24 protein-coding genes are annotated in these 23,261 nt (G+C 60.0%); 10 read left to right on the forward strand and 14 right to left on the reverse strand.

Going from position 1 to position 23,261, the window contains the following annotated elements:
• Positions 1-92 precede the first annotated feature (92 nt).
• Complete coding sequence (locus ABJ076_RS00680) at positions 93-839, forward strand: glucose 1-dehydrogenase (RefSeq protein WP_348188285.1); 747 nt, start codon at positions 93-95, stop codon at positions 837-839.
• Positions 840-854: 15 nt separating this feature from the next.
• Here the strand turns inward: ABJ076_RS00680 and pyrF are convergent, their stop codons facing one another.
• From pyrF to ABJ076_RS00695, 3 genes are all read right to left on the reverse strand, one after another.
• Positions 855-1,763 (reverse strand): orotidine-5'-phosphate decarboxylase, encoded by a 909-nt coding sequence (pyrF, locus tag ABJ076_RS00685; RefSeq protein ID WP_348188287.1) that lies wholly within the window; start codon positions 1,761-1,763, stop codon positions 855-857.
• Positions 1,764-1,846: 83 nt separating this feature from the next.
• A complete protein-coding gene (gene pyk / locus ABJ076_RS00690) occupies positions 1,847-3,262 on the reverse strand; it encodes a pyruvate kinase (RefSeq protein ID WP_348188289.1) in 1,416 nt (471 codons plus the stop codon).
• Between the two features lie 72 nt (positions 3,263-3,334).
• On the reverse strand, positions 3,335-4,636 hold the full coding sequence (locus tag ABJ076_RS00695) for a glycerate kinase (protein ID WP_348188291.1): 1,302 nt from the start codon (positions 4,634-4,636) through the stop codon (positions 3,335-3,337).
• 131 nt (positions 4,637-4,767) lie between these two features.
• Between ABJ076_RS00695 and ABJ076_RS00700 the strand changes: the two genes are divergently transcribed.
• The 3 genes from ABJ076_RS00700 (at position 4,768) to ABJ076_RS00710 (ending at position 6,234) form a co-directional block, all read left to right on the forward strand.
• Positions 4,768-5,538 (forward strand): N-formylglutamate amidohydrolase, encoded by a 771-nt coding sequence (locus ABJ076_RS00700; protein ID WP_348188293.1) that lies wholly within the window; start codon positions 4,768-4,770, stop codon positions 5,536-5,538.
• A 47-nt stretch (positions 5,539-5,585) separates the two neighbouring features.
• On the forward strand, positions 5,586-5,909 hold the full coding sequence (locus ABJ076_RS00705) for a DUF1244 domain-containing protein (protein ID WP_348188295.1): 324 nt from the start codon (positions 5,586-5,588) through the stop codon (positions 5,907-5,909).
• Between the two features lie 79 nt (positions 5,910-5,988).
• Positions 5,989-6,234 carry a DUF2312 domain-containing protein gene (locus ABJ076_RS00710; RefSeq protein ID WP_028466638.1) on the forward strand — a complete coding sequence of 82 codons (246 nt, stop codon included), beginning with the start codon at positions 5,989-5,991 and terminating at the stop codon, positions 6,232-6,234.
• A gap of 3 nt (positions 6,235-6,237) precedes the next feature.
• Here the strand turns inward: ABJ076_RS00710 and ABJ076_RS00715 are convergent, their stop codons facing one another.
• Positions 6,238-6,687 carry a PAS domain-containing protein gene (locus ABJ076_RS00715; RefSeq protein WP_348499771.1) on the reverse strand — a complete coding sequence of 150 codons (450 nt, stop codon included), beginning with the start codon at positions 6,685-6,687 and terminating at the stop codon, positions 6,238-6,240.
• A 160-nt stretch (positions 6,688-6,847) separates the two neighbouring features.
• Positions 6,848-7,999: an alpha-D-ribose 1-methylphosphonate 5-triphosphate diphosphatase gene (locus tag ABJ076_RS00720; protein WP_348188299.1), complete on the reverse strand. Its 1,152-nt coding sequence runs from the start codon at positions 7,997-7,999 to the stop codon at positions 6,848-6,850.
• Between the two features lie 93 nt (positions 8,000-8,092).
• Here ABJ076_RS00720 and ABJ076_RS00725 point away from each other — a divergent pair, with 93 nt between their 5' ends.
• Positions 8,093-8,836 (forward strand): DUF1045 domain-containing protein, encoded by a 744-nt coding sequence (locus ABJ076_RS00725; protein WP_348188301.1) that lies wholly within the window; start codon positions 8,093-8,095, stop codon positions 8,834-8,836.
• 5 nt (positions 8,837-8,841) lie between these two features.
• On the opposite strand, the gene hisC is transcribed toward ABJ076_RS00725, so the two are convergent.
• Positions 8,842-9,972 carry a histidinol-phosphate transaminase gene (gene hisC / locus ABJ076_RS00730; RefSeq protein WP_348188303.1) on the reverse strand — a complete coding sequence of 377 codons (1,131 nt, stop codon included), beginning with the start codon at positions 9,970-9,972 and terminating at the stop codon, positions 8,842-8,844.
• A 102-nt stretch (positions 9,973-10,074) separates the two neighbouring features.
• Complete coding sequence (gene mntR, locus ABJ076_RS00735; protein ID WP_348188305.1) at positions 10,075-10,623, reverse strand: manganese-binding transcriptional regulator MntR; 549 nt, start codon at positions 10,621-10,623, stop codon at positions 10,075-10,077.
• A 120-nt stretch (positions 10,624-10,743) separates the two neighbouring features.
• Between mntR and ABJ076_RS00740 the strand changes: the two genes are divergently transcribed.
• The 4 genes from ABJ076_RS00740 to ABJ076_RS00755 are packed head-to-tail and all read left to right on the forward strand — an operon-like array spanning position 10,744 to position 14,302.
• Positions 10,744-11,658, forward strand: coding sequence for a metal ABC transporter substrate-binding protein (locus tag ABJ076_RS00740; protein ID WP_348188306.1), 915 nt, complete (start codon positions 10,744-10,746; stop codon positions 11,656-11,658).
• A gap of 15 nt (positions 11,659-11,673) precedes the next feature.
• A complete protein-coding gene (locus tag ABJ076_RS00745; RefSeq protein WP_348188308.1) occupies positions 11,674-12,573 on the forward strand; it encodes a manganese/iron ABC transporter ATP-binding protein in 900 nt (299 codons plus the stop codon).
• A complete protein-coding gene (locus ABJ076_RS00750; protein WP_348188310.1) occupies positions 12,570-13,454 on the forward strand; it encodes a metal ABC transporter permease in 885 nt (294 codons plus the stop codon). The genes ABJ076_RS00745 and ABJ076_RS00750 overlap by 4 nt, the downstream gene beginning before the upstream one ends.
• On the forward strand, positions 13,454-14,302 hold the full coding sequence (locus ABJ076_RS00755) for a metal ABC transporter permease (RefSeq protein WP_348188312.1): 849 nt from the start codon (positions 13,454-13,456) through the stop codon (positions 14,300-14,302). The genes ABJ076_RS00750 and ABJ076_RS00755 overlap by 1 nt, the downstream gene beginning before the upstream one ends.
• On the opposite strand, the gene ABJ076_RS00760 is transcribed toward ABJ076_RS00755, so the two are convergent.
• From ABJ076_RS00760 to ABJ076_RS00790, 7 genes are all read right to left on the reverse strand, one after another.
• Positions 14,284-14,832: a GNAT family protein gene (locus ABJ076_RS00760; RefSeq protein ID WP_348188314.1), complete on the reverse strand. Its 549-nt coding sequence runs from the start codon at positions 14,830-14,832 to the stop codon at positions 14,284-14,286. The two genes, ABJ076_RS00755 and ABJ076_RS00760, sit on opposite strands and share 19 nt — an antisense overlap.
• A gap of 79 nt (positions 14,833-14,911) precedes the next feature.
• Positions 14,912-15,112, reverse strand: coding sequence for a hypothetical protein (locus ABJ076_RS00765; RefSeq protein ID WP_348188316.1), 201 nt, complete (start codon positions 15,110-15,112; stop codon positions 14,912-14,914).
• A 320-nt stretch (positions 15,113-15,432) separates the two neighbouring features.
• A complete protein-coding gene (locus ABJ076_RS00770) occupies positions 15,433-15,861 on the reverse strand; it encodes an iron-sulfur cluster assembly scaffold protein (protein ID WP_348188318.1) in 429 nt (142 codons plus the stop codon).
• A 10-nt stretch (positions 15,862-15,871) separates the two neighbouring features.
• Positions 15,872-16,321, reverse strand: a complete 450-nt coding sequence (locus tag ABJ076_RS00775) for a SufE family protein (protein WP_348188320.1) — start codon at positions 16,319-16,321, stop codon at positions 15,872-15,874.
• 117 nt (positions 16,322-16,438) lie between these two features.
• Positions 16,439-17,473 carry a methylmalonyl Co-A mutase-associated GTPase MeaB gene (gene meaB / locus ABJ076_RS00780; RefSeq protein WP_348188322.1) on the reverse strand — a complete coding sequence of 345 codons (1,035 nt, stop codon included), beginning with the start codon at positions 17,471-17,473 and terminating at the stop codon, positions 16,439-16,441.
• 26 nt (positions 17,474-17,499) lie between these two features.
• Positions 17,500-19,656 (reverse strand): methylmalonyl-CoA mutase, encoded by a 2,157-nt coding sequence (gene scpA, locus ABJ076_RS00785; protein WP_348188324.1) that lies wholly within the window; start codon positions 19,654-19,656, stop codon positions 17,500-17,502.
• Positions 19,653-21,563 carry a methylmalonyl-CoA mutase subunit beta gene (locus tag ABJ076_RS00790; RefSeq protein ID WP_348188326.1) on the reverse strand — a complete coding sequence of 637 codons (1,911 nt, stop codon included), beginning with the start codon at positions 21,561-21,563 and terminating at the stop codon, positions 19,653-19,655. Before ABJ076_RS00790 ends, scpA begins: the two co-directional genes overlap by 4 nt.
• A gap of 216 nt (positions 21,564-21,779) precedes the next feature.
• On the opposite strand from ABJ076_RS00790, the gene ABJ076_RS00795 reads away from it, so the two are divergent.
• Entirely contained in the window at positions 21,780-23,255 is a 1,476-nt protein-coding gene (locus ABJ076_RS00795; RefSeq protein WP_348188328.1) for a glycosyltransferase family 39 protein, read from the forward strand.
• The last annotated feature ends 6 nt before the right edge of the window (positions 23,256-23,261 follow it).

A 23,261-nucleotide genomic window follows, 5' to 3' on the forward strand; every position in this document is an offset into this window, starting at 1 on the left:
TGTGTGCTCTTTTCTTTCGACTCTACCCCCTTCCCGAGACCGGTCCATCGCCGTAATTGTCATAGAGCCATTCGTGGCAGGGGAGGAATGACATGATCGAAGGAAAACTGGCGCTCGTAACCGGCGCCGGACAGGGACTTGGTGCTGCCATCGCGGGCGGCTTCGCGGGAAAAGGCGCCCGGGTGATCTGCGCGGACATCGACGAAGAGGCCGCCCGCACGACAGTGCGCGCTATCGAAACCGCTGGCGGCACCGCATATCCGGTGCAACTCGATGTCTCGGAGCGTGCAACAGCGGATCGCACAGCCACGGAATGCGCGTCAGCTTACGGTCCCATAGATATATTGATCAACAATGCCGGGATCTGCCCACGCAACCGGATCGACAGTCCGGACGTGGAGGAGACCTGGCGCCGGGCGATGGCCGTCAATCTCGACGGCACCCTGCACATGACGCTGGCGTTCGTCGCGCAGCTTCGCGAGACTCGAGGCACGGTCGTGAACATGGCTTCCGTCGCGGCCTTCGTGTCGACCGCCACCTCGCTTGCCTATTCAACGTCAAAAGCGGGGGTGAAAATGCTGACGCAAAGCCTCGCCCAGGAACTCGCGGCCGACGGTATCCGGGTCAATGCCATCGCGCCGGGGCCGATGAAAACGGATATCACCCTTCCGACCCGGGAAGACCCGGAACGTTATCGGCAATTCCTGACCCGCATCCCGCTCGGCCGGTTCGGCGATCCGAATGAACTGGTCGGCCCCGCCCTGTTCCTTGCATCGGACATGTCGAGCTATGTCACCGGCACCACGCTGGTAGTCGACGGAGGATATCTCGCGGTTTAGACCCAGTTCGCTTTTTTAAACCGAAACGGCCTCGCCCAACTCGGTCTCGGCCTTGTCGATGGCCGCGTCGATGGCCTGCTCCCAATCCAGCGCGCTGGCGGTATCGCCGCCTGCCGGAAAAAGGATGCCGCGCGAGGAGCTGACGATCCCGCCTTCGAGGCCGTTCGGGCCTTTGACAAAACCGTTCACGGCAGCAGCCGCGCTGCCGCCCTGTGCGCCATAACCCGGCACGAGGAAAATCGTGCGCGGCATGATTTCGCGAATGCGCTCCGCTTCGCCGGGATAAGTCGCACCAACGACAACGCCGAGGGAAGACCAGCCGGTCTTTCCTCCGGTCAGCGTGTCCGCTTGGGGGGTCAACGTGCTTGCGACAGTCTCGGCAAGACTGTGATCGCCGATCCTCAGATCCTGGAAATCTCCCGACCCCGGATTGCTGGTTTTCACCAGAATGAAGAGGCCGCGCCCATGCGCCTTCGCTGCCGTGAAAAACGGCTCCAGCGTGTCCATGCCAAGATAGGGGTTAAGCGTCAGGGCGTCGGCCGGAAGCGGTGCATCTCCGGTTAGATAGGCACCGGCATAGGCATCGGCGGTGCTCCCGATATCGCCACGCTTGGCATCGAGCAAGACCAGCATGCCAAGTTTTCGGGCATGGGAGCAGACCTCCTCAAGCGCCCGCAGACCGCGCCACCCCATCCGCTCGAAGAAGGCAATCTGCGGCTTCACAACCGCCGTCTTGTCCTCCGCCCGATCCAGCACTGCCTTCAGAAAGGCTTCCACTGCCGGCGCCGTCAGCGGATTGCCGGGCGACATGTCACCGTCGCGGAACAGGGGCGGGATACGGTCGAGATAAGGGTCGAGACCAACACAAAGCGGGTTTCCGAGCGCGCGCACGCGTTCGATTAGGGCATCGCCAAAATGTTGCATGGAAATCTCCGGAGAAGTTTCCAGCTTGTAAGGCAAACCCTCCTGCTCTGTCCAGAGCTAGAGCTCAATGCCAGAATGAGCGCTCAGAGAATGCGCTCAACCCGAAGCACGTTGGTCGACCCCGGTGTGCCCATCGGGACTCCCGCCGTGATCACGATCTTATCGCCGGCATTGCCGAATTCCTCGGCCTTCGCCACCTCGACCGCTCTCTTCACCACCGCCGAGAAGCGCTGTTCCTGCTCGACATGCACCGCGTGCACACCCCAGGCCATGGCCAGACGCCGCGACGTACGCTCGTTCGCGGTCACGCAGAGGATCGGCACCGCCGGCCTTTCGCGTGAGGCGCGGACCGTGGTCGAGCCGGAGGTCGTGTAGGTGACGATGCAGGACGCATTGACCGTCTCCGCCACATGCCGCGCGGCCAGCGTGATCGCATCGGACACCGTCGGCTCAGGCTCATCATGGCTGGCATTGATGATCTGCCGATAGTTTCGGTCCCCTTCAACCTCAAGGATGATGCGGTTCATCATCTCGACTGCTTCTACCGGGTAGTCGCCTGCTGCCGACTCAGCCGAGAGCATGACCGCATCCGCAGAGTCATAGACCGCCGTTGCCACGTCAGAGGCCTCAGCCCGGGTTGGGGTCGGGCTGGTGACCATGGAATCCAGCATCTGTGTCGCAACCACCACCGGCTTGCCGAGCGAGCGACAGAGCTTGATGATACGCTTCTGCAGCATAGGCACCTTTTCAGGCGGCATCTCCACCCCGAGATCACCACGCGCAACCATGACGCTGTCCGTCAACTCGCAGATTTCCTCCAGCCGGTCGATTGCCTGAGGCTTCTCCAGCTTGACGATGATCGAAGCCTGATCTCCGATCAATTTGCGCGCCTCGGCGACATCTTCCGGGCGCTGAACGAAAGACAGCGCGACCCAATCGACACCAACACTGAGTGCGAATGAAAGATCCGTACGATCCTTCGCACTCAGGGGCGAGAGCCCAAGCATGACATTCGGAACATTAACGCCTTTATTGTTGGAGAGCGGCCCACCGGTGATCACCTTGGTCTCCGCGAACCCATCGCCGCATTTCGTCACGGTGAGGCGGATCTTGCCGTCATCCAGCAAGAGGTCGGTGCCCTTGTGGATTGCTTCGAAAATCTCGGTATGTGGCAAGCAAACCCGCTTCTGGTTGCCCGGCGCCCGGTCCAGATCCAGCCGAAACTTGGAGCCCGCCGTCAATTCGATCTTGCCGTCCGCGAAACTTCCGATGCGGAGTTTCGGGCCCTGCAGATCCGCCATGACGGCGATCGGGCGACCGGTTGTCTTCTCGAGTTCCCTGATCACCCGCAGCCGTTCGGCGTGATCCCGGTGCGATCCATGACTGAAATTCAGGCGGAATACATCCACCCCGGCCCGGAAGAGCTCTTCGATGCGCTTCGGGGTTGAACTCGCGGGCCCAAGGGTCGCGACGATCTTCGTGTTTCTATATCTTCTCATGACACCAGTTAAGCGCGCCCATGATTACAATTCAAATCGTCTTTCAAGACATTCCACGAACAGTCACTCGAATCACTCGATCAGGATAGCGCGAAAATCGTTCACATTCGTGAGGGTTGGCCCCGTCATAACGAGCCCTCCGGCCTTCTCGAAAAACCCGTAACCATCATTATTCGCGAGATAAGGCTTCGGATCGTCGAGGCCGCTCACCAGAAGGTCGAAAATCTCGCCGCTCATGATACAACCGGCATTGTCTTCCGTCCCGTCAATACCGTCCGTGTCGCAGGCAATCGCGGAGATTCGGCGGCAACAATCGGGCATCCGCTCCTGCAATGTGACCAAAAACGAGAGCAGGAACTCGGCATTGCGTCCACCCCGGCCGGAACCGCGCACGGTTACCGTGGTCTCACCACCGGAAAACAGCACCAACGGTGCCTTTGCCGGCTGGCTGTGCCGCGCGACCTGGGCCGCGATGGCCGCGTGCATTTTCGCGACTTCCCGGCTTTCCCCCTCGATGGCATCGCCAAGAATAAGGGCGCCATATCCTTTCGCCGCCGCAAGCTCGGCCGCCGCTACAAGGGAGCGTTGCGGTGCCGCGACCAGGTGAGTCTCGGTCCGTTCGAACGCAGGGTCGCCAGCTTTCGGTGTCTCGGAGCCGGCATCCATCAGCAAAGCCGAGACATGTACGGGCAGCTGGATATCGTACTTCGTCAGGATGGCGCGCGCATCAGCGAGCGTCGACGGGTCCGGTACGGTCGGGCCCGAGCCAATCACATCAAGATCGTCGCCCGGCACATCGGAAATCGCCAGCGTCACCAGCCGGGCCGGGGCTGCCGCAGCCGCCAGCCTGCCCCCCTTGATCGCCGATAGGTGCTTCCGGACACAATTCATCTCGTGAATGGTCGCGCCCGATTTAAGCAGCTCGCCGTTCAGCGCCTGTTTCTCCTCAAAGGAAAGACCATCTGCAGGTGCGGTCAGCAGCGCCGAGCCGCCACCCGAAATCAAACAGACAGCGAGATCGTCAGCGCCGAGCGTTTCGGCAAGCTCAAGAATACGTGCGGCCGCGGCACGGCCTTGCTCGTCCGGCACCGGATGGGCGGCCTCGACGATCTCGATCTTTTCGCATGGAACGGCATGATCGTAACGGGTCACGACAAGCCCTTCGAAGGCACGCCCCGGCAAGGTCTCGGTGAGATAATCCTCCACCGCCTTCGCCATAGCCCCACTTGCTTTGCCCGCGCCAAGGATAACAATACGGCCCTTCACTGGGCGCTCGAACAGCGTATCGAGGAACGGTCTCAGGCAACGGACAGGGTCCGCAGCGGCAACGGCAGCGTCAAACAGCTCCCTCAACAGATTACTCTGCGGTCCCATGTCTCATCCCCCTAAAAGAGGCGGGAGTCTAATCGGGCGATCTGCGCCGGGCAAGCATCTGCATTTGCTTGTCAGCACGTGGCAAAGAGACTAGATCGCAGCGACACAATTTCTTCCAACTCCGGGCTATCATGACTGCCATCCTGACTGATCGGGACGCTTGTGCCTTCGGCGAACGCAACCCAGAAGGCCGCGGGACCATTCTCTTCATCTCGGACCACCACCGGAATCGCATCCCGGCCTCACTTAACAATCTCGGCTTGTCCGAAACAGAGCTGGCGCAGCATATTGGCTACGATATCGGTGTCGCCTGGATTGCAGAGTATCTGTCGGACCGGTTCGATTCTCCGCTCGTCCACGCGAACTATTCCCGCCTCCTGATCGATTGCAATCGAGTTCCCGGCACGGAGGGATCGATCCCCGAGATTGCGGACGGCACGCCGGTTCCAGGCAACCTAGGACTAAGCGAGGCAGATCGGGAACATCGGCGGATCGCGTTTTTCGAGCCCTATCACAATGCCGTTCGCCGACGCATGAAGGCAATGGAAGCGGAAGGACGGGCGCCGATCACGGTCGCCCTGCACAGCTTCACGCCAATGATGCAACACAATGGTATACCTCGACCCTGGGAAATCGGTTTTATCTGGAACCAGGACGGCCGTCTGGCCCTGCCGCTAATCGAGGCACTACGAACAGACCCCGCACTTACCATCGGCGACAACGAGCCCTATTCCGGGCGCGACGGCGGCTACTCGCTCAATCAGCATCCGGAGGCTGCCGGGCATCCCCATGTCGGTGTCGAATTCCGTCAGGACCTCGTCGCGACCCGGGAAGATGCGCACAAATTGGCGCGGGTTTTCGGAAACGCACTGGAATTCGTCGTTTCGTCGCTTACTCTCTAACTCACTAAGAGAAGAACGGAACCGTCAGGACCGAGGGAGAAGACATCATGGGGAATCCGGCAGAGAAGTTCGACGACCAGACACGACTGGAGTTGGAAGCAGCTGCCTTCCGACGGTTATTGTCACATCTGGACGAACGCAAGGACGTGCAGAATATCGATCTGATGAACCTCGCCGGGTTCTGCCGTAACTGCCTGTCGAAATGGTATCTGGCAGAAGCCGAGTCGCGGGACCTTGAACTCGATTACGGTGCGGCCCGCGAAATCGTCTATGGCATGCCCTATGACGACTGGAAGGCAAAGTACCAGTCCGAAGCCAGTGGCGACCAGAAGAAGGCCTTCGACGCCGAGATGGCGAAACAAAATCACTGAGGCCCGATGCGGCGCTTGATGGGATCGGGCGCCGCGACTATTGTCCGGGCGATTTTCCTTCTATTGACGAGGATATTCCATGACCGAAGTCGGTGGCATCGCTGCGGAACAGCTTGTTTCATACATTGAACGGATCGAGCGGCTCGAAGAAGAAAAGGCGGCTCTCTCCGCGGACATCAAGGATGTCTTCGCCGAAGCCAAGGGCAATGGCTTCGACGTCAAGACGATGCGTCAGATCCTGAAGCTTCGGAAGCTGGACAAGGACGACCTGCAGGAGCAGGAGCACCTGCTTGAACTCTACAAACGCGCGATCGGCCTCGAATAGGATTCAGTCCAGAACCGCGTGATATCCGAGGACCCGGCTGATTAGTTTTCCGTCCTCGGATATCGGCACAAGCGCGACTTCGAGATTGACCTCAACCAGCTTCAATGTGCGCGCCTTGTCCCAAAGTCCATGCACTGGCTTCTTTGACTCAACGCAAAGCTTCAAAGCATCCAGAAGCGCATCCTTGGTTTCAGGCGCGCAGTCCACTTGCGACACGATTTTCCGGGTCACCAGCCCGTAAAGCTTCGCGAGGCCGGTCCCCAGAAGGCTGAATTCAAAATCCGAACCTTCATCGATCACCTTGATCATTGAGATATTCGGCAGGAACTCGAACAGATCCAGTGGGTCGACTTCCGCCCTTTTCGGCGCCATCCTGTCCTTGCGAAGGGTGTCCCAATGGGAAACCAGCCTCTCAACGACGGGGCTATCAAATACGGTTGTCTCGTCGATCACCGCATTGCGTCTTCCGGAATCCGTCGACGTCACTTTGTTACCGCTTCACAGTTGTATCGGTTGATAAAAAATTCTCCACTTATAGCATTGCACGATAGCGACGATAAGTCGGTCAGCCAAGGTTGCATTTAACAATAATGCAGTGAATTCACCATGATCGCTAAATCCAATCCGAGACCATGACAGGTTTGCCGGTGCAAAAGGTTGCCTTGACCCTCGCGCGCCCGCCATCCGGCAGCGCCACGAGAAGAAGGTCGGCGCGTTTGCCGACAGCAATTTCCCCTCGATCATGCAGACCGGCGGCATGCGCCGGATTGCATGAGACAAGATCCCAGGCATCTGCCAGCGAGGCATCCCCTGCTTCGGCGAGAATAAACGGCGCCTGCGGCAGTGCCGGATAATAGTAATCGGAGACCAGCGCGCTGCACCGGCCTGCCCGGACCTCATCTGCCGCGCGAATGCCGCCGTCTTTCATATGACTGCCGCCACGCAGCACATTGGGTGCGCCGAAGATTGCCGTATTGCCAAGCTTGCGGCTTTCCTCCGCCGCACCCAGCGTCAGCGGGAATTCGGCGATACCGCAGCCGAGCGCGTTGAAGTGCCGGCGCTCGTCCGGCGTGCGATCATCGTGAGAGGCCATCGGAATATTGTTTGCCTTGGCAATCTCAGCCAGCCGGCTCACCGTCGGCGCAACTTCATCCGTGCGGGCCTCGAGGCCACGCACCAGGGCGAGGAAATCCTCCTCGGACAGCCCCGTGCGGCCGGTATAGGTACCAAGCGACTCACCCCTGTCCGCCTTGCGCAGGATTGGCGCCATATGCTCGTTGAAAGCCAGCAGATCGACCCGGCCGCGCTGCATCCAGTCCGCTACTTCGTCCGCGACATCCAGATTGTAGAGTTCAAACCGCAGGTGAAAGCGCGAATCGGCCAGCAACCGCGGCCGGGCTTCTTCCAGTCCATCCACGATTGCGACCACGGTGTCCCGCCCGCGCAAGCCAGGCTCCCAGGAAAAGGTGACGGCGTGATAGGCCGTGGTGATGCCATTGGAGATCAGTTGCCGGTCGGTATCGGCAAAGGCCACCTGCATCGGAAAATGCACGCCGGGCCGCGGCATGATCTGACGTTCAAACGCATCGCCATGAAGATCAACAATGCCCGGCAGAAGCAGCAGACCACGCGCATCGACAAGGCGATCCCCCAGCCGGGCATCGACACCGACCCCCGCGATCTTCTCACCCTCGATCCGCACGCTCGTCTCAACGATACCCTCGCCCGGGACCAGCACCCGAGCCCCCTGAACCAACGCCCCCAACACACTTCTCCAAACGCCAGCACCATGCCATAAGTGCTCGACTATACACGGTCGGCCTGACAGTTAGATGACCCTTTCGGAACCAATCTGATCATGACCAGCAGCTCGCCACAGTTCCCGGCATTCGCCCCAGCCACGAACCCGGACGGTCCGCGTTATGCGATCTATTTCGCACCGGACACCAACACACCGCTACACCGCTTCGGCTCGACCTGGCTTGGCCGCGATGCAGTGAGCGGCGCAGAGGTGACGCAACCCAAACTTGATGGGATCGATGCCACACGGCAAACCGAGCTGACAGCAACAGCGAACAATTATGGCTTTCACGCCACGCTGAAGCCGCCGTTTCATCTGAGAGACGGCACTACGGCCGACCAGTTGCTCGAAGAAGCGGCGGCATTCGCATCGGCGCGCGCACCGTTCCAGACACAGCTGGTAGCCCGTGATCTCTCCGGCTTCCTCGCGCTGATGCAAAAGCAAAGCAAGGCGGAGATGCGAGAGCTTGCCGCCGATTGCGTTCGCCATTTCGATCCGATGCGCGCTCTGCCCGGCGATGCGGAGCTTGAGAAACGGCGGGCCGCAGGGCTCTCGGCACAGCAGGAACAGATGCTGCAGCGCTGGGGTTATCCTTATGTGATGGGGGAGTTCCGTTTCCACATGACCCTGTCAAAGCGGATCAAAGACGACAGCGAGCGCAACGCGCTGATGCAGGAAGTCCTGAAACACGGCGCCGAGGCACTGGCGACACCAGTCACGGTGGACGCCATATCGATCTTCCATCAGGAAAACAAGAAAACGCCCTTTACCCGTCTTGGCTGCTTCGTTTTCGGAAGCTAGCCGGCTCAGCTGGCCAGAACGTCTTTAAGGGCAGCGAGAAAACCGTCGGTATCCTCATCGCTGCCGACAGTGACACGGATGTAATTTTCATATCCCGGATGCATCAGCCGTCCAATCATGACGCCCTTTTTTAGAAGCGCCGCTACGATATCAGCCGCCGGCCGGTCCATCTTCGCTGTGACGAAATTCGCCACCGTTGGGAACGGCTCGGCGCCGAGCGCCGTCAGACCCGCGACCAGACGCTCCCGCTCGATGCGGGTCTTCTCCAGCAGCATGTGGCGATGATCCTTATCATGCCACGCCGCCAGCGCACCTGCCTGGGCCACCGCGTTGACATTGAACACGCTGCGCATCTTCTGGAAGGCATTCGCGATCTCATCCGATCCAGCCAGGATGTACCCGACGCGAATGCCGGCAAGGCCATAAGCTTTGGAAAAAGTACGGAACACGGCCCAGGGGCCAGTACGTTTCGCCATCACAGCCAGATGGTCCTCGCCTCCATCATGAATGCCGAACTCGTAATAGGCCTCGTCCAGCACCAGCAGCGTCGTATCGGGAATACCGAGAGCCAGCCGTTCCACCTCTTCGGAGGTCAGCACGTTGCCGGTCGGGTTGTTCGGAGAGGCTGCGAAGACGAGACGGGTGCGATCCGTCGCAGCGGCGATCATCGCGTCGACATCGTTACTGCCATCCGCCTTCAGCGGCACCGTCACAAGCGTTCCGCCATTAACCGCGGCCGCATTGTTATAGCTCGGGAAGGACGGCACCGGCACCAGCACCTCGTCGCCCGGCGAGACAGACAACCGGCCAGCGGAAACAATCGCCTCATCGCTGCCATTGCCCATGACAATCCGGTGCTGCGGGATACCGGTCTCTTCCGAGATTGCCGCCGTCAACTCACGCCATTGAGGATCGGGGTAGCGGTTAACCCGGGTGCAGGCTTCCTGCATCGCCACGATGGATTTCGGGGACGGTTGGATCGGCGACTCGTTCAGGTTCATCCGCCGGATCACCAGATCCGGATTGTCCCGCGCAATATCCGCCTCCACCGGCGGCCGCCCAGGACTGGGCAACGCCCGCAGCGCGGGTTTCGGGATGGTCGGCTCGTTGGAATTGTCGGCGGAGAATTCAGCCATCGGATGGCTCCTGGACGTCATTCGAATGGAAGAGGGAACGCGCTGCATTCCCGAAGAGATATCTGATCCTATGGTCAATCAGAGAAGCCGTACAGACGGTTTTCAGCCCTGATTGTCACCATGCCCGGACACTTTCTTAAGCGCTGCGGTCGCCAGCGCCAAACAATCCAGCGTTTGCTCCGACAGATGATGCTCCAATCCTTCCGCATCGGCTTCCGCGATATCGGCTGGCACGCCGATCGTATGCAGGAAATCGAGAACCATGTGGTGCCGTTGACGGGCATGCTCGGCAACGGTCCTGCCCTTATCGGTCAGAAAGATCGAACGGTAGGGTTTGCTCTCGACATAACCTTCTTTCTGCAATCGCTGGATCGTGTTGTTTACGGTCGGGCGGCTCACTCCGAGCAGATCCGCCAGATCGACCAACCGAGCCTCCCCGTTGGTCTCTATCAGATCCGCGATCAGCTCTACATAATCCTCGGCGATCTCGACGCTATGGTCACGCCGGATACGCTCAAACAGAGCCGCGCGCTTGCTGGAATCCTGCAGATCGATAACCGGCACGTCCCTATCTTCCGCCGCCTTGCTGTTCCGACTTCTGACCAAATCCCGACCCTTTTGCCCGATTATATTTATGCCATAAGTTAGCACATACTAATTTTATATTGACTCACTAATCATATGAGCCATATCTATCATACACCTATCCTAACACGAACCATCCAAATGACCTGTTCTGTCTTGCAGGTCACCCATGGGAGCAATCGCTAAATGAATATCGGCAATCGCCTTTCAGCTCTGGCCGCGATCAGTGCCATCCTGATCATGGGGACGTCGCTTTCGAACGCCGCCAACGCGAAGATGAAGGTCGTAACGACCTTTACCGTGCTGGCTGATATGGCCTCGAATGTCGCGGGCGAAACGGCGGAGGTTGTCTCAATCACAAAGCCGGGCGCCGAAATTCATGGCTACGAGCCGACACCCCAGGACATCGTGCGCGCCAGCGGTGCGGATCTGGTGCTCTGGAACGGGATGAATCTCGAACTCTGGTTCGAACAGTTCCTCTCTCATCTCGGCGACAAGCCGTCGGCGACCCTAACGGACGGCATTGTACCAATCTCGATTGCCTCTGGTGCTTATGAAGGCAAACCGAACCCACATGCCTGGATGGGACTGAGCAACGCCCTAGTCTATATAGACAATATCGCCAACGCCTTCTCCAAATATGACCCATCGAATGCAGCGACCTATGCAGCCAACGCCGCCGCTTACAAGGACAAGCTGCGCGCAACCATCGAGCCACTCAGGGTCCGGATCGACAGCATCCCAGAGTCTGAACGCTGGCTGGTCACCTGCGAAGGGGCCTTCAGTTACCTCGCGCGGGATTTCGGTTTGAAAGAGCTCTATCTCTGGCCGATGAACGCCGATCAAATGGGCACGCCGCAGCAGGTCCGGAAAGTCATCGACGGCGTACGCGAAAGCAAGATTCCGGTCGTATTCTGTGAAAGCACCGTAAACACCTCACCGGCGAAACAGGTTGCGCGGGAGACGGGAGCGAAATATGGGGGTGTACTCTATGTCGACTCTCTCAGCGAGCGGGACGGCCCCGTGCCGACCTATCTCGACTTGCTGACTGTCACCTCCAAGACCGTTGCCGACGGCCTCACCGCTGCCGCAGCAGACTGAAACCGGATATTTCCAATGCGTCCCCGCAAGGATCAACAGAACAGCCCGCCCCCGGAAAAGGATAGCGCCGGAGGTATCTACGCCCACGACGTGACCGTGACGTATCGCAACGGTCAGACAGCCCTTTACGACGCCAGTTTCGAGATTCCGCGCGGCACGGTGACAGCTCTGGTTGGAGTGAATGGCGCCGGAAAATCGACCCTATTCAAGGCCATTATGGGTTTCGTGCCCACAGGCAAGGGCGAAATCAGGCTACTCGGCCGGACCGTCAAGGAAGCAATGCGGGAAAGCCTGGTCGCCTATGTGCCGCAATCCGAAGATGTCGATTGGGCCTTCCCCGTGCTGGTCGAGGATGTGGTGATGATGGGCCGTTACGGCCATATGGGCTTCCTGCGCCGCCCCTCGGCCTCCGATCATGAAGCGGTCGAGCAGGCTCTAGCGCGGGTCAACATGCAGGACTACCGGAAGCGGCAAATCGGCGAACTTTCAGGAGGCCAGCGCAAGCGCGTGTTCCTCGCCCGCGCCCTTGCCCAGGATGGCCAAGTGATCCTGCTGGATGAGCCCTTCACCGGCGTCGATGTGAAGACCGAGGATCAGATCATCGCGCTCTTGAGGGAACTTAGGGGCGAAGGCCGGGTCATGCTGGTCTCCACACATAACCTTGGGTCCGTTCCGGAATTCTGCGACCGCACGGTACTGGTTAAAGGCACCGTGCTGGCCTATGGGCCTACCGAGACAACCTTCACACGTGAGAACCTTGAACGCGCCTTCGGCGGCGTGCTCCGGCACTTCACGCTCGGCGGCGATGTCCTGCACGAAGACGGCGACCCTCGGGAAGTCACTATTTTCACCGACGACGAACGGCCTTTTGTCCAGTATGGCGAGCGGACCGTACGCGGCGAGGACCTGCCGTGATCGCATATCTCCTCGAGCCGTTCGGCTATGGCTATATGACCAACGCCATGTGGGTCTCGGCACTGGTCGGTGGAGTCTGCGCCTTCCTGTCGGCTTACCTGATGCTCAAGGGCTGGTCGCTGATCGGCGACGCACTGTCTCATTCCGTCGTGCCCGGCGTGGCCGGAGCTTACATGCTCGGCCTACCGTTCGCCCTCGGTGCTTTCATCGCAGGCGGATTGGCCGCCGGTGCCATGCTGTTTCTCTCCGAGCGTTCAGGCCTGAAGATCGACGTCATCATCGGGTTGATCTTTACCTCCTTCTTCGGCCTCGGCCTGTTCATGGTTTCGATCAATCCGATGGCTGTCAGCATCCAGACCATCACCATGGGCAACATCCTTGCCATAACGCCGGAAGACACGTTGCAGCTCGCCCTGATCGGGTTCATCTCGCTGGCTGTCCTGCTGGCGAAGTGGAAGGACCTGATGGTCACGTTCTTCGACGAGGACCATGCCCGTTCCATCGGTTTGCGGCCCGGTATGCTGAAAGCAGTCTTCTTCGTCCTGTTGTCCGCCTGCGTGGTCGCCGCGATGCAGACGGTCGGCGCTTTCCTCGTAATTGCTATGGTGGTGACGCCGGGCGCAACGGCCTATCTGATCTGCGACCGTTTCCCGCGACTGATCATGACCTCGGTTGCCATCGGCACCTTGACCAGTTTCTTCGGCGCTTACGTCAGCTACTTTCTGGATGGCGCCACTGGCGGCATCATCGTTACCTTGCAAACCCTGATATTTCTGGCGGCCTTCGTTTTCGCTCCGAAACACGGACTGCTCGCCGCAAAACGCAAGGCCGCCGAGGCGCTGAAGCGCGGTAGCGGACGACCGGCAGGAAACCCAGTCTGATGGACCTTTCCCTCGAAACATTACTAATGCCGTTCCGGTTCGGTTTCATGCTGAACGCCTTCTACATCTCCCTGCTGGTTGCAATTCCGACCGCCCTTCTCTCCTGCTTTCTTGTACTGAAAGGCTGGGCACTGATGGGGGATGCGGTAAGCCATGCGGTTCTTCCCGGGATCGTGCTCGCCTATATTCTCGGCTGGCCTCTGATCATCGGCGCTTTTCTGGCCGGCATGACCTGCGCGCTCGCCACTGGCTACCTCTCGCACAACAGCCGGGTGAAACAGGACACGGTGATGGGCGTGGTATTCTCCGGCATGTTCGGGATCGGTATCGTGCTCTATGTCTCGATCAAGACGAATGTGCATCTCGACCACATTCTTTTCGGCAACATGCTCGGGGTTGATTCAGGGGAACTCTGGACAGCCGGTCTGATCTCGCTCGCCGTTTCCGGCGCCGTGGCGCTGAAATGGAAGGACCTGCTGCTGCACGCTTTCGATCCGGCGCAGGCTCAAGCCATCGGCTTGCCGGTTGCCTGGCTACATTACGGCCTGTTGGCAGCGTTATCTCTCACCATCGTCGCCACGCTCTCCGCCGCCGGACTGATCCTTGCCATCGGCCTGCTGATCTCTCCGGGCGCCATCGCCTTTCTGCTGGTCCGCCAGTTCGGCGCGATGCTCGTTGTCGCAATCGGTGTCTGCATGGTCTCAATGCTGCTCGGCACTTATCTCAGCTTTTTCATCGACAGCGCTCCTGCACCGACCATCATCCTGATCCTGAGTGGACTTTTCGTGATCGCGTTCGCCCGGCGTCTGATCCTGACACGTGAGGCCTCTCAGCGGAGAGCAGCCTGATTGCCCAACGCTTCATATTCGGGCCGAAGGATACTCATGATCCAGTCATCATGTCTGACGCCATCGATGAAGGCAGACTCTCGTTCCGTTCCCTCGTGCCTGAAACCGCAGGCCCGATAGCACCGGATGGCACGGTCGTTAAAGGAAAGCACGCGTAGGTCCACGCGATGCAGCCTCATCTCGCCAAACGCCTGATCCAGCACCAGACGGACGGCCACCCGCCCTATGCCGCGCCCGAGACTGCGGTCGCTGAACAACCCCATCGCCATTCTGGCTCGTTGATCTTGCCGGTTGATGTTGTCCAGCCTCGCCTCACCGGCAAGCACACCGTCCACCTCGATGATCCAGCCACAGGGATGCTCTGCAAGTTGACGGTACCAGTCGGAAGCCTGCTCGAGCGTCATCTCCGTATCAGTTCGGGCACTGCCGCCGAACATACGTGTCACTTCCGCTGAATATCCAAGCGCAAGCCGGGCCTCAATGTCAGGTGGTTGCGGCGCACGCAGCGTCACCGAGTGGTCCGGTCTCATGGCGCTAAACCGAAAACAATGCTGAAAAACAAAAAGGACGCTCGAAAGCGTCCTTTACAAACCCTGTTTGCGCCAGACTTCAGTCGAGCCAGTCGGCAATCACATAGGGTGCGCGATCAACCGGAACTTCCGGGTGATGATGGCGATAAACCGCAACGGCGGAATTGAAGCAAATCTGCTCCTTCTGCCCCAGCCTCTTCATTTGGGTGTAAGCGGTTCTCACGGCCCTATAACAGGTGTCCGACGGCCCGCAGCCCAGCTCTTCGTCACATGAACTCATGATATGTTCCAACAACAACAACCACCGTTCGAATACATCGGCAGGATATGATTCCGCCTCCCGAACGCAAGGAAAATCTTTTGTCTTTCAACATTCTAGAACGATTCTAAGAATCAATCTGTGAAGTTCAAAATCCAATAGGGACCTAAAATGGTCTTATTTCAATGAATTATACTGCAGTTTCCAACCGAGCGCGTTGTCCGTCGATCACCTGTTCCATAATGCCGTGCATATTGTATTGCAGGCTCCAGTCTGGGGAATCGGTCTTGAACCTGGAGATATCGCCATATCTCACCCAAGAGCGCCGCATGTGCCACAGCTCATGATTTGGAATTCAGCGCCCTGACCGAGGCATCCAGCGCCAGCAACATTGAGCTGTGCCGGTTCGTCAGAGAGCGCGCGGACTGCAACAAGCCGAGTTCAGCAAATTCCCCATTGGGAACTGCCCCGTCATCTTTCAGCATCGCGCGCATTTCGTCGCGGGCCTGCTCAACCTCGACAGGCGAGCGGCCGACAATCGCACGTGCCACGATGGAGGCTGCCGCAGAGCCAAGTGCACAGGCATCGACCTTCTGCGCATAGTCGACTATCAGCCCGTCTTCGAGCCGCAGATAGACACTGATTTCGCTGCCGCAGGCCCGGCTGACCGCTTCACCCTTGTGGGTCGCATCCGGCAACTTGCCGAGCCTTGGAATATCCGCGGCGTAGGCGAGGATCTTGTCTTGATAGATCGCGTCGATACCGCTCACGAGCCGATCCCTATCCGCCAGCGGCGGCGCGCGCCTCAGCCTTGATCTTGTTCAGCATCGCGCCGAGGCCGTTCTTGCGGGTCGGGCTCAGATGCTCCTCAAGACCAACCTCGCGGATGAAATCCGGCTCCGTCGCGAGGATCTCGTCCGCGGTCCGGTTGCTATAAATGCGCAGGATAATGGCGATCAGGCCGGAAACGATGGCGGCGTCGCTGATGGCCTTGAACACCAGCCGGTCGCCATGTCGCTCTCCTACCAGCCAGACCTGGCTCTGACAGCCCTTCAGCTTGAACTCGTCACGCTGGAATTCCTCATCCAGCGGCGGCAGCTTGCGCCCGAGATCAATCAGATACTGATATCGGTCCATCCAGTCGTCGAAGAAGGCGAACTCGGAAATCAGCTCTTCCTGTTCCTCGGCGATAGAATGCGCCGGAGCCTGCATCTCGGTCTCAGCAACCATGTCTCTTCCTGTCTTGTCGATCTGGTTTCGAATTGGCGCGGAACCTGTGTCTTGTCAACGTCAGGGCGAAAGAAAGCACTTGTTCATCAGCAAAGACCTACGGAAAAACTAAATCCGTCATCCGGCTTCCGGAGACGGCGACAAGCCGAATGTCTGCAACAACCGGTCGGCGGCTGCGCTCGCGGTTTGGCGATTGCCTGCGACATCCGCTTCAAGATCAGCCACAAGCGCGCGAACGGCCTCATCTTCCTCGAAGCGTGCCATCAGTCGATCCCGCACCATGGACCACATCCAGCGCACCTGCTGGTTCTGGCGTTTTGCCTGAAACTCCCCGGTGGCGCTGAGCGTCTCGCGATGCCGCGCGATCTCGGCAAGAATATCCTCGAGCCCGACCTTACCGAGCGCGCTGCAGGTGGTCACCGGCGGCTGCCAGTTCGGGCTGGCCGGGGTCATGATTTCCAGGGCGCGGCGATATTCGGAAGCGGCCCGGCGAGCGCGTGACTTAACCTCGCCATCCGCCTTGTTGACCGCGATCATGTCTGCGATCTCAAGCACGCCCTTCTTGATGCCCTGCAACTCGTCACCGGCACCGGGCAGCATCAGGACGAGGAAAAAATCCACCATTTCGGCGACAACCGTCTCCGACTGGCCAACCCCCACCGTCTCCACCAGCACATGGTCGAACCCAGCGGCCTCGCATATCACCATGGTCTCGCGGGTTGCCCGCGTCACCCCACCGAGCGTGCCCGCCGACGGGCTCGGTCGAATATAAGCATCGGGATCGCGGCCGAGTTCCTGCATCCGCGTCTTGTCGCCGAGGATCGAGCCGCCGGTCCGATTGCTCGACGGATCCACCGCCAGCACCGCGACCTTATGGCCGGAGCCGGTCAACATCTTGCCGAAAGCCTCGATGAAGGTGCTTTTGCCAACACCCGGCACGCCAGTGATGCCGATCCGTCGCGCTTCACCGGAGAAAGGCAATAAAGCCTGCAAAACTTCCTGCGCCTGGCGGCGGTGCTCTGGATTGCGGCTTTCTATCAGGGTAATGGCGCGCGCCAGCACGGCACGGTCGCCCGCACGGACGCCGGAGACATAATCGTCGACACTCATCTGGCGCCGCTTCGGCGTGACGTCGGCTTGTTGAGAGATCATTTAACCCACGCGAACAGGGTAAAGGCTCACGCTGCCTCGACCGTATGGCCGAGCACTTCACCGATCTTGGCAATCAAATCCACCGCCGCGTCACTGATCACGGTGCCTGGCGGGAAGATCGCCTTGGCGCCAGCTTCATAGAGCGCACCGTAATCCTGCGGCGGCACCACCCCGCCGACAACGATCAGGATGTCCCCGCGCCCAAGCTTCTCCAATTCAGCCTTGAGCGCCGGAACCAGCGTCAAGTGACCGGCGGCAAGCGAGCTGGCACCGATCACATGCACATCGTTCTCCACCGCCTGCCGCGCTGCTTCTTCCGGCGTCTGGAACAGTGGGCCGATATCGACGTCAAAACCGAGATCGGCGAAAGCCGAGGCAATCACCTTCTGGCCCCGATCATGGCCGTCCTGCCCCATCTTGGCGATTAGGATACGCGGACGCCGACCTTCAACTGCTTCGAACGCGTCGACTGCTTTCAACACCCGATCCACGGATTCGGCTCCCTTGCCGACTTCACTTGCATATACGCCTGACACGGTCTTCACCTCCGCGACATGTCGCCCATATACTTTTTCCAGCGCATCGGAAATTTCGCCAACCGTTGCCCGCGCCCGTGCCGCATCGACCGCGATCTCAAGCAGATTACCCTCGCCGGAGCCGGCAGATTCCGTCAACCGGTCCAGCTGGCGCTTTGTCTCGCGCTCATCCCGTTCGGCCCGAAGCCGTTCCAGCTTCTCGAGCTGCTGGCGGCGCACCGACTGGTTGTCGACCCGCAGCACCTCGACATTATCAAGCTCGTCCGTGCGGTATTTGTTCACACCGACGATGGTCTGCCGGCCGCTGTCGATCCGCGCCTGAGTGCGGGCGGCGGCTTCCTCGATCCGCATTTTCGGGATACCGGCCTCAATCGCCTTGGCCATGCCGCCGAAGCTCTCGACTTCCTCAATATGCTCCCACGCACGCTGCGCCAGATCGTGGGTCAGCCGCTCGACGTAATAGCTGCCACCCCAGGGATCGATGACGTTACAGGTGCCGGTTTCCTGCTGGATCAGCAGCTGGGTATTACGGGCGATGCGGGCGGAGAAATCTGTTGGTAGAGCCAACGCCTCGTCCAACGCGTTGGTGTGCAAGGACTGGGTGTGTCCGTGCGTCGCCGCCAATGCCTCGACGCAGGTGCGGACCGAATTATTGAACACGTCCTGTGCGGTCAGGGACCAGCCGGAAGTCTGGCAATGAGTCCGCAAGCTGAGGCTTTTCGGGCTCTTCGGATCGAACTGCTTCATCAGCCGGGCCCAGAGCAGGCGCGCGGCGCGCATCTTGGCGACTTCCATGAAGAAGTTCATGCCGATGGCCCAGAAGAAGGACAGGCGCGGCGCGAACGCATCGATACCGAGCCCTGCTTCCATCCCGGCGCGGGCATATTGCACCCCGTCCGCCAGCGTATAGGCCAGCTCCAGATCCGCCGTAGCGCCGGCTTCCTGCATGTGATAGCCGGAAATACTGATCGAGTTGAAACGCGGCATCTTTGTCGAGCTATAGCCGAAGATGTCGGAGATGATCCGCATCGAAGGCGTCGGCGGATAGATGTAGGTATTGCGGACCATGAACTCCTTCAGAATGTCGTTCTGAATGGTGCCGCTGAGCTTTTCCGGGGAAACGCCCTGTTCTTCCGCCGCGAGGATATAGAGCGCCATCACCGGTAGAACGGCACCGTTCATGGTCATGGACACGCTCATCTGGTCGAGCGGGATACCATCGAAAAGCTGGCGCATGTCCAGAATACTGTCGATCGCGACCCCGGCCATGCCAACGTCGCCGACGACTCGCGGATGATCACTGTCATAGCCTCGATGGGTCGCCAGATCGAATGCGACTGAAAGTCCCTTTTGACCGGCTGCAAGATTACGCCGGTAGAAAGCATTCGACTGCTCGGCCGTGGAGAAGCCTGCATATTGCCGCACCGTCCAGGGCTTGTTCACATACATGGTCGGATAGGGCCCGCGCAGGAACGGCGGCAGGCCCGGCCAGGTCTTCAGGAAGTCGAGACCCTCGATGTCTTCGGCTGTGTAGAGCGGCTTGACCGCAATACGTTCCGGGGTCTCCCAGACGGCGCCCTCCGCAGTAGAGCTGCCGCCAACAGGTTCACCGAGTGACACTGTCGAAAAATCGGGTATCGCGCTCATTGTTCGATCACTCCCAATCCGGCCGCCAGATCGCGAAGGGTCGACAGCGTCTGGTCTCCCACATAGATGAAACCGTCGATCCCCGCTGCCCGCCAGGCATCTTCATTATCGCCGGGACGCCCCGCCAGAAGAATGCGCTCCGCCCCGATTTTTTTCAGGGCTGCAGCAGTTTCCACCACAGCCTCGTCATAGATTTTATCAGAGGAGCAGAGAACTGCAAAACGGCAGCCGCTCTTTTCAAAGGCAGCTGTCAGATCGCCATCACCAGTTTCCGCCGGAACGCTTTCGATACCGCCCGCCGCGAAATAGTTCTGCGCGAAGGTTCCCCGCGCCGTGTAATCCGCAGGAGTGCCCAGATTGACCTGGAAGATTCGGGGCCGTGCACCTGATTTCTCAAGCGCCGCATCGCTCGCAGCCCGCAGGGCTTCAAACCCTTCGCCGAGCGTGTGCCGAGCCAGCGGCGCCATCTCCACACCAGCTTTCGCACGATCCGGCAGAGCACCTTGCCCAAGAGCCGCGCGCAGCGCGTCCCGGTCACAAACAACGCCTACCGCCGTTTCCTCACTCAAGTTCGGGAAGGTGCTAACGCCCGTGACCTCGTCCTTGCGACGGGCGAGGTTCCGTTCCCGTTCGGCCCAGCCATCGGCAACCATCGAAGCAACCCGGCCAGATGTAAGCGCAGCGACCATGCCACCATCAGCCTCTATCGATTGCAGGATGTCCCAGGCCCGGACCGCATATTCCTCGCTGAGCGTTTCCACATACCAGGACCCGCCCGCCGGATCGGTCACCCGATGCAGGCCGGATTCTTCCATCAGGATGATCTGGGTATTGCGGGCAATGCGGCGGGCAAACCCATCCGGCAAACCAACCGCATGATCATAAGGCAGCACCGTCAGACTGTCCGCCCCGCCAACACCGGCAGCGAAGGTCGAGACCGTGGCGCGCAGCATGTTGACCCAGACATCCCGCCCGGCAATCGCCCGTTCCGCCGTCACCACATGCAGGCTCATCGGAGCTTCTACGGCATCAGCTCCGGATGCCTCAAGCACCCGAGCCCAAAGCCGCCGCGCCGCGCGCAGCTTTGCGATCCCCTGAAAGACATCGACTCCGAGCGCAAAAGTGAATTCCACCTGCTTCGCCGCTCCCGCGACATCGAGACCTGCGGCGGTCAGCGCACGCAGATAGGCGATACCGGTCGCCATCGCGAAAGCCAGATCCTGAACCTCGTTGGCTCCCGCTTCGTAATAAGGCGCGGTGTCCACAGCGACGGACCGCACCTTCGTGTAATTGGCGGCGCATCGCTTGGAGATATCCGCCATTTCCATGAGCGCGTCTTCCGCCGCCTTCGGCAGCCAACCTTCCCGGGCCAGCGTGCCGAGCGGATCGATCCGAAAACTGCCAGAAACCTCGCTCGCATCACAGCCGCGGCGGGTCCAGAGCTCTTCCAGCATGGCGGAGGCGGCAGGGGCGTAAGCGCCAGCGTCGAGCGCGACCGGCGCCATGTTCAGGTGAATGCCGGCGAGCGCCTTGTCGAGATCGTCAACCGAACCAATGACCACACCCTCAACGCCGGGCCGGTCGACCCGCAGCAGAACCGATGTCGCGCCGCGCTCGAGATCCTGTTTTACCGTCTTGGCAACCTCCACCGGATCGCCATGCGCCTGCATCTGCCGCACGTCCCAGCCGGTCTCGGTCCGGTCGCCGCACGGAGTTGGCGCAGTCCTCCCAGCCGGCGCGTCATCGCCGGTATAAATCGGTTGCAGCTTCAGGCCTTCATAGGTCTGACGGGTGAGAACCTTGTCGAAAGACGCACCTTTCAGGACCGTTTCGAGGGCACTCATCCAAGCTTCACGAGACGTTTCGGGAAATTCCTCCGCGAGCGTCATCAAGGTTTTTTCATCCATGGTCTTCATCGCCGTGGTCGCCTCTTTGTCACGCTATTGCGTTTGTCCTACTGGGTTGCGGCTCCTTCGGCAAGAAACTCTGGCGGCGGGTTCGAGGCGTCTGATCAAGGTCAATTTACCGCACCGCACCGATTCCCGATTGTTTCGGAGGCGCGCCTCAGCTAAGGCGGGGCATCTCCGGTGCGCATTGCCGGCACGTAAGGAAAGCATCGACGCATGCCAACCGTGATCAAAGATGACAGCCGCCCCTACTTCCTGTGGCTTCTCCTCGCCGTCGCCGCTTTAACGGCCGTGCGGCTTGGCGTTCTCGCAGGCAGTGGCCTTGGATTGCATGGCGACGAAGCACAATACTGGTCCTGGAGCCGCGATCTGGAATGGGGCTACTACACAAAGCCGCCGCTGATCGCTTTCATCATCGCCGGAGCCCAATCCCTCTGCGGTGACGCCACGGCCTGCATTCGCGCGCCGTCACCCTTGCTGCATGCGGGCACGGCGCTCGCCATCTACGGCATTGCCGAGACCCTGACAGGGAGCAAAAGGATCGGTTTCTGGTCTGGGCTGAGTTTCGCGACGCTGCCAGCCGTCTCCCTCTCCAGTCTCCTGATCTCGACCGACGTGCCGCTGCTGTTTCTCTGGGCCATCGCACTTATGGCATTCGTGCGTAGCCTGAAAAGCGATGCCCTCGGGTGGCCGCTGCTGCTGGGCCTCGCTCTCGGCGCCGGGTTCCTCGCCAAATACGCCATGGCCTATTTCGTCCTCGGCCTGGTGCTGTTCACACTGATCACGCCTGCACACCGGTCCTGGCTGACAAGCCGGAAACCGCTGGTCGCGCTCGTCATCATGCTTGCTGTGTTCTCGCCGAACCTGATCTGGAACTTCGAGTCCGGCTGGGTGACCTTCACTCACGTCAAGGACAACACGAACCTGAAGGGCGACCTGTTCCATTTCGGCAAGATGCTGGAATTCGTCGGCAGCCAGGCAGGTGTCTTCGGGCCGGTGCTTTTCGTCGCTCTGCTCTGGCGCCTCGCCGTGCTGCGGCGGGATCCGGCGGCGCAAACAGAAAAGCTGCTGCTCTGCTTCTCCCTGCCGGTGCTGCTGATCATCACCGGCCAGTCCTTCCTCAGCCGCGCGAATGCCAACTGGGCGGCCACCGCCTATGTCGCGGCAACGATCCTGATCGTCTCATGGCTGCTCCAGCGTGATCGACTGAAGCTGGTTGTCACCGGTATCGGCATCAATCTCACCGCCGCCGCCGTGCTGGGCTTCTTCTTCCTTGATCTGCCGGGCGTCGACGTGCCGCTGAAAAAAGACCCGCTACGCCGCTTGCGCGCGTGGGATCAGGTGGCGGACCAACTACGCCCCGTTATTGCAGCCCACCCGGACGCCGTGTGGCTGACCGAAGACCGCAAGACCATGGCCTCCCTGCTCTACGCCCTGCGTGACCTGAAGCATCGGCCAAAGATGTGGGATTACGACGGCCATCCGGACCATCATTACGAGTTGACGGAACGCTACTTGCCGCAGCCAGGGGATACAGTGCTGCTGGTCGCGAAATGGGACAATCCGTTTCCAATTCTTGAGCAGTTTGGAGAAGTTACGCAGCTGGCCCCAGTTGAAGTGCATACTGGCGAAAAGGCATTACGCCGCTTGCACCTATTCTATCTAGCCAGCCCCAAGACCAATCGCGACTAAACCAGC

This window comes from Nisaea sp. (assembly GCF_039990255.1).
Taxonomy (GTDB): domain Bacteria; phylum Pseudomonadota; class Alphaproteobacteria; order Thalassobaculales; family Thalassobaculaceae; genus Nisaea.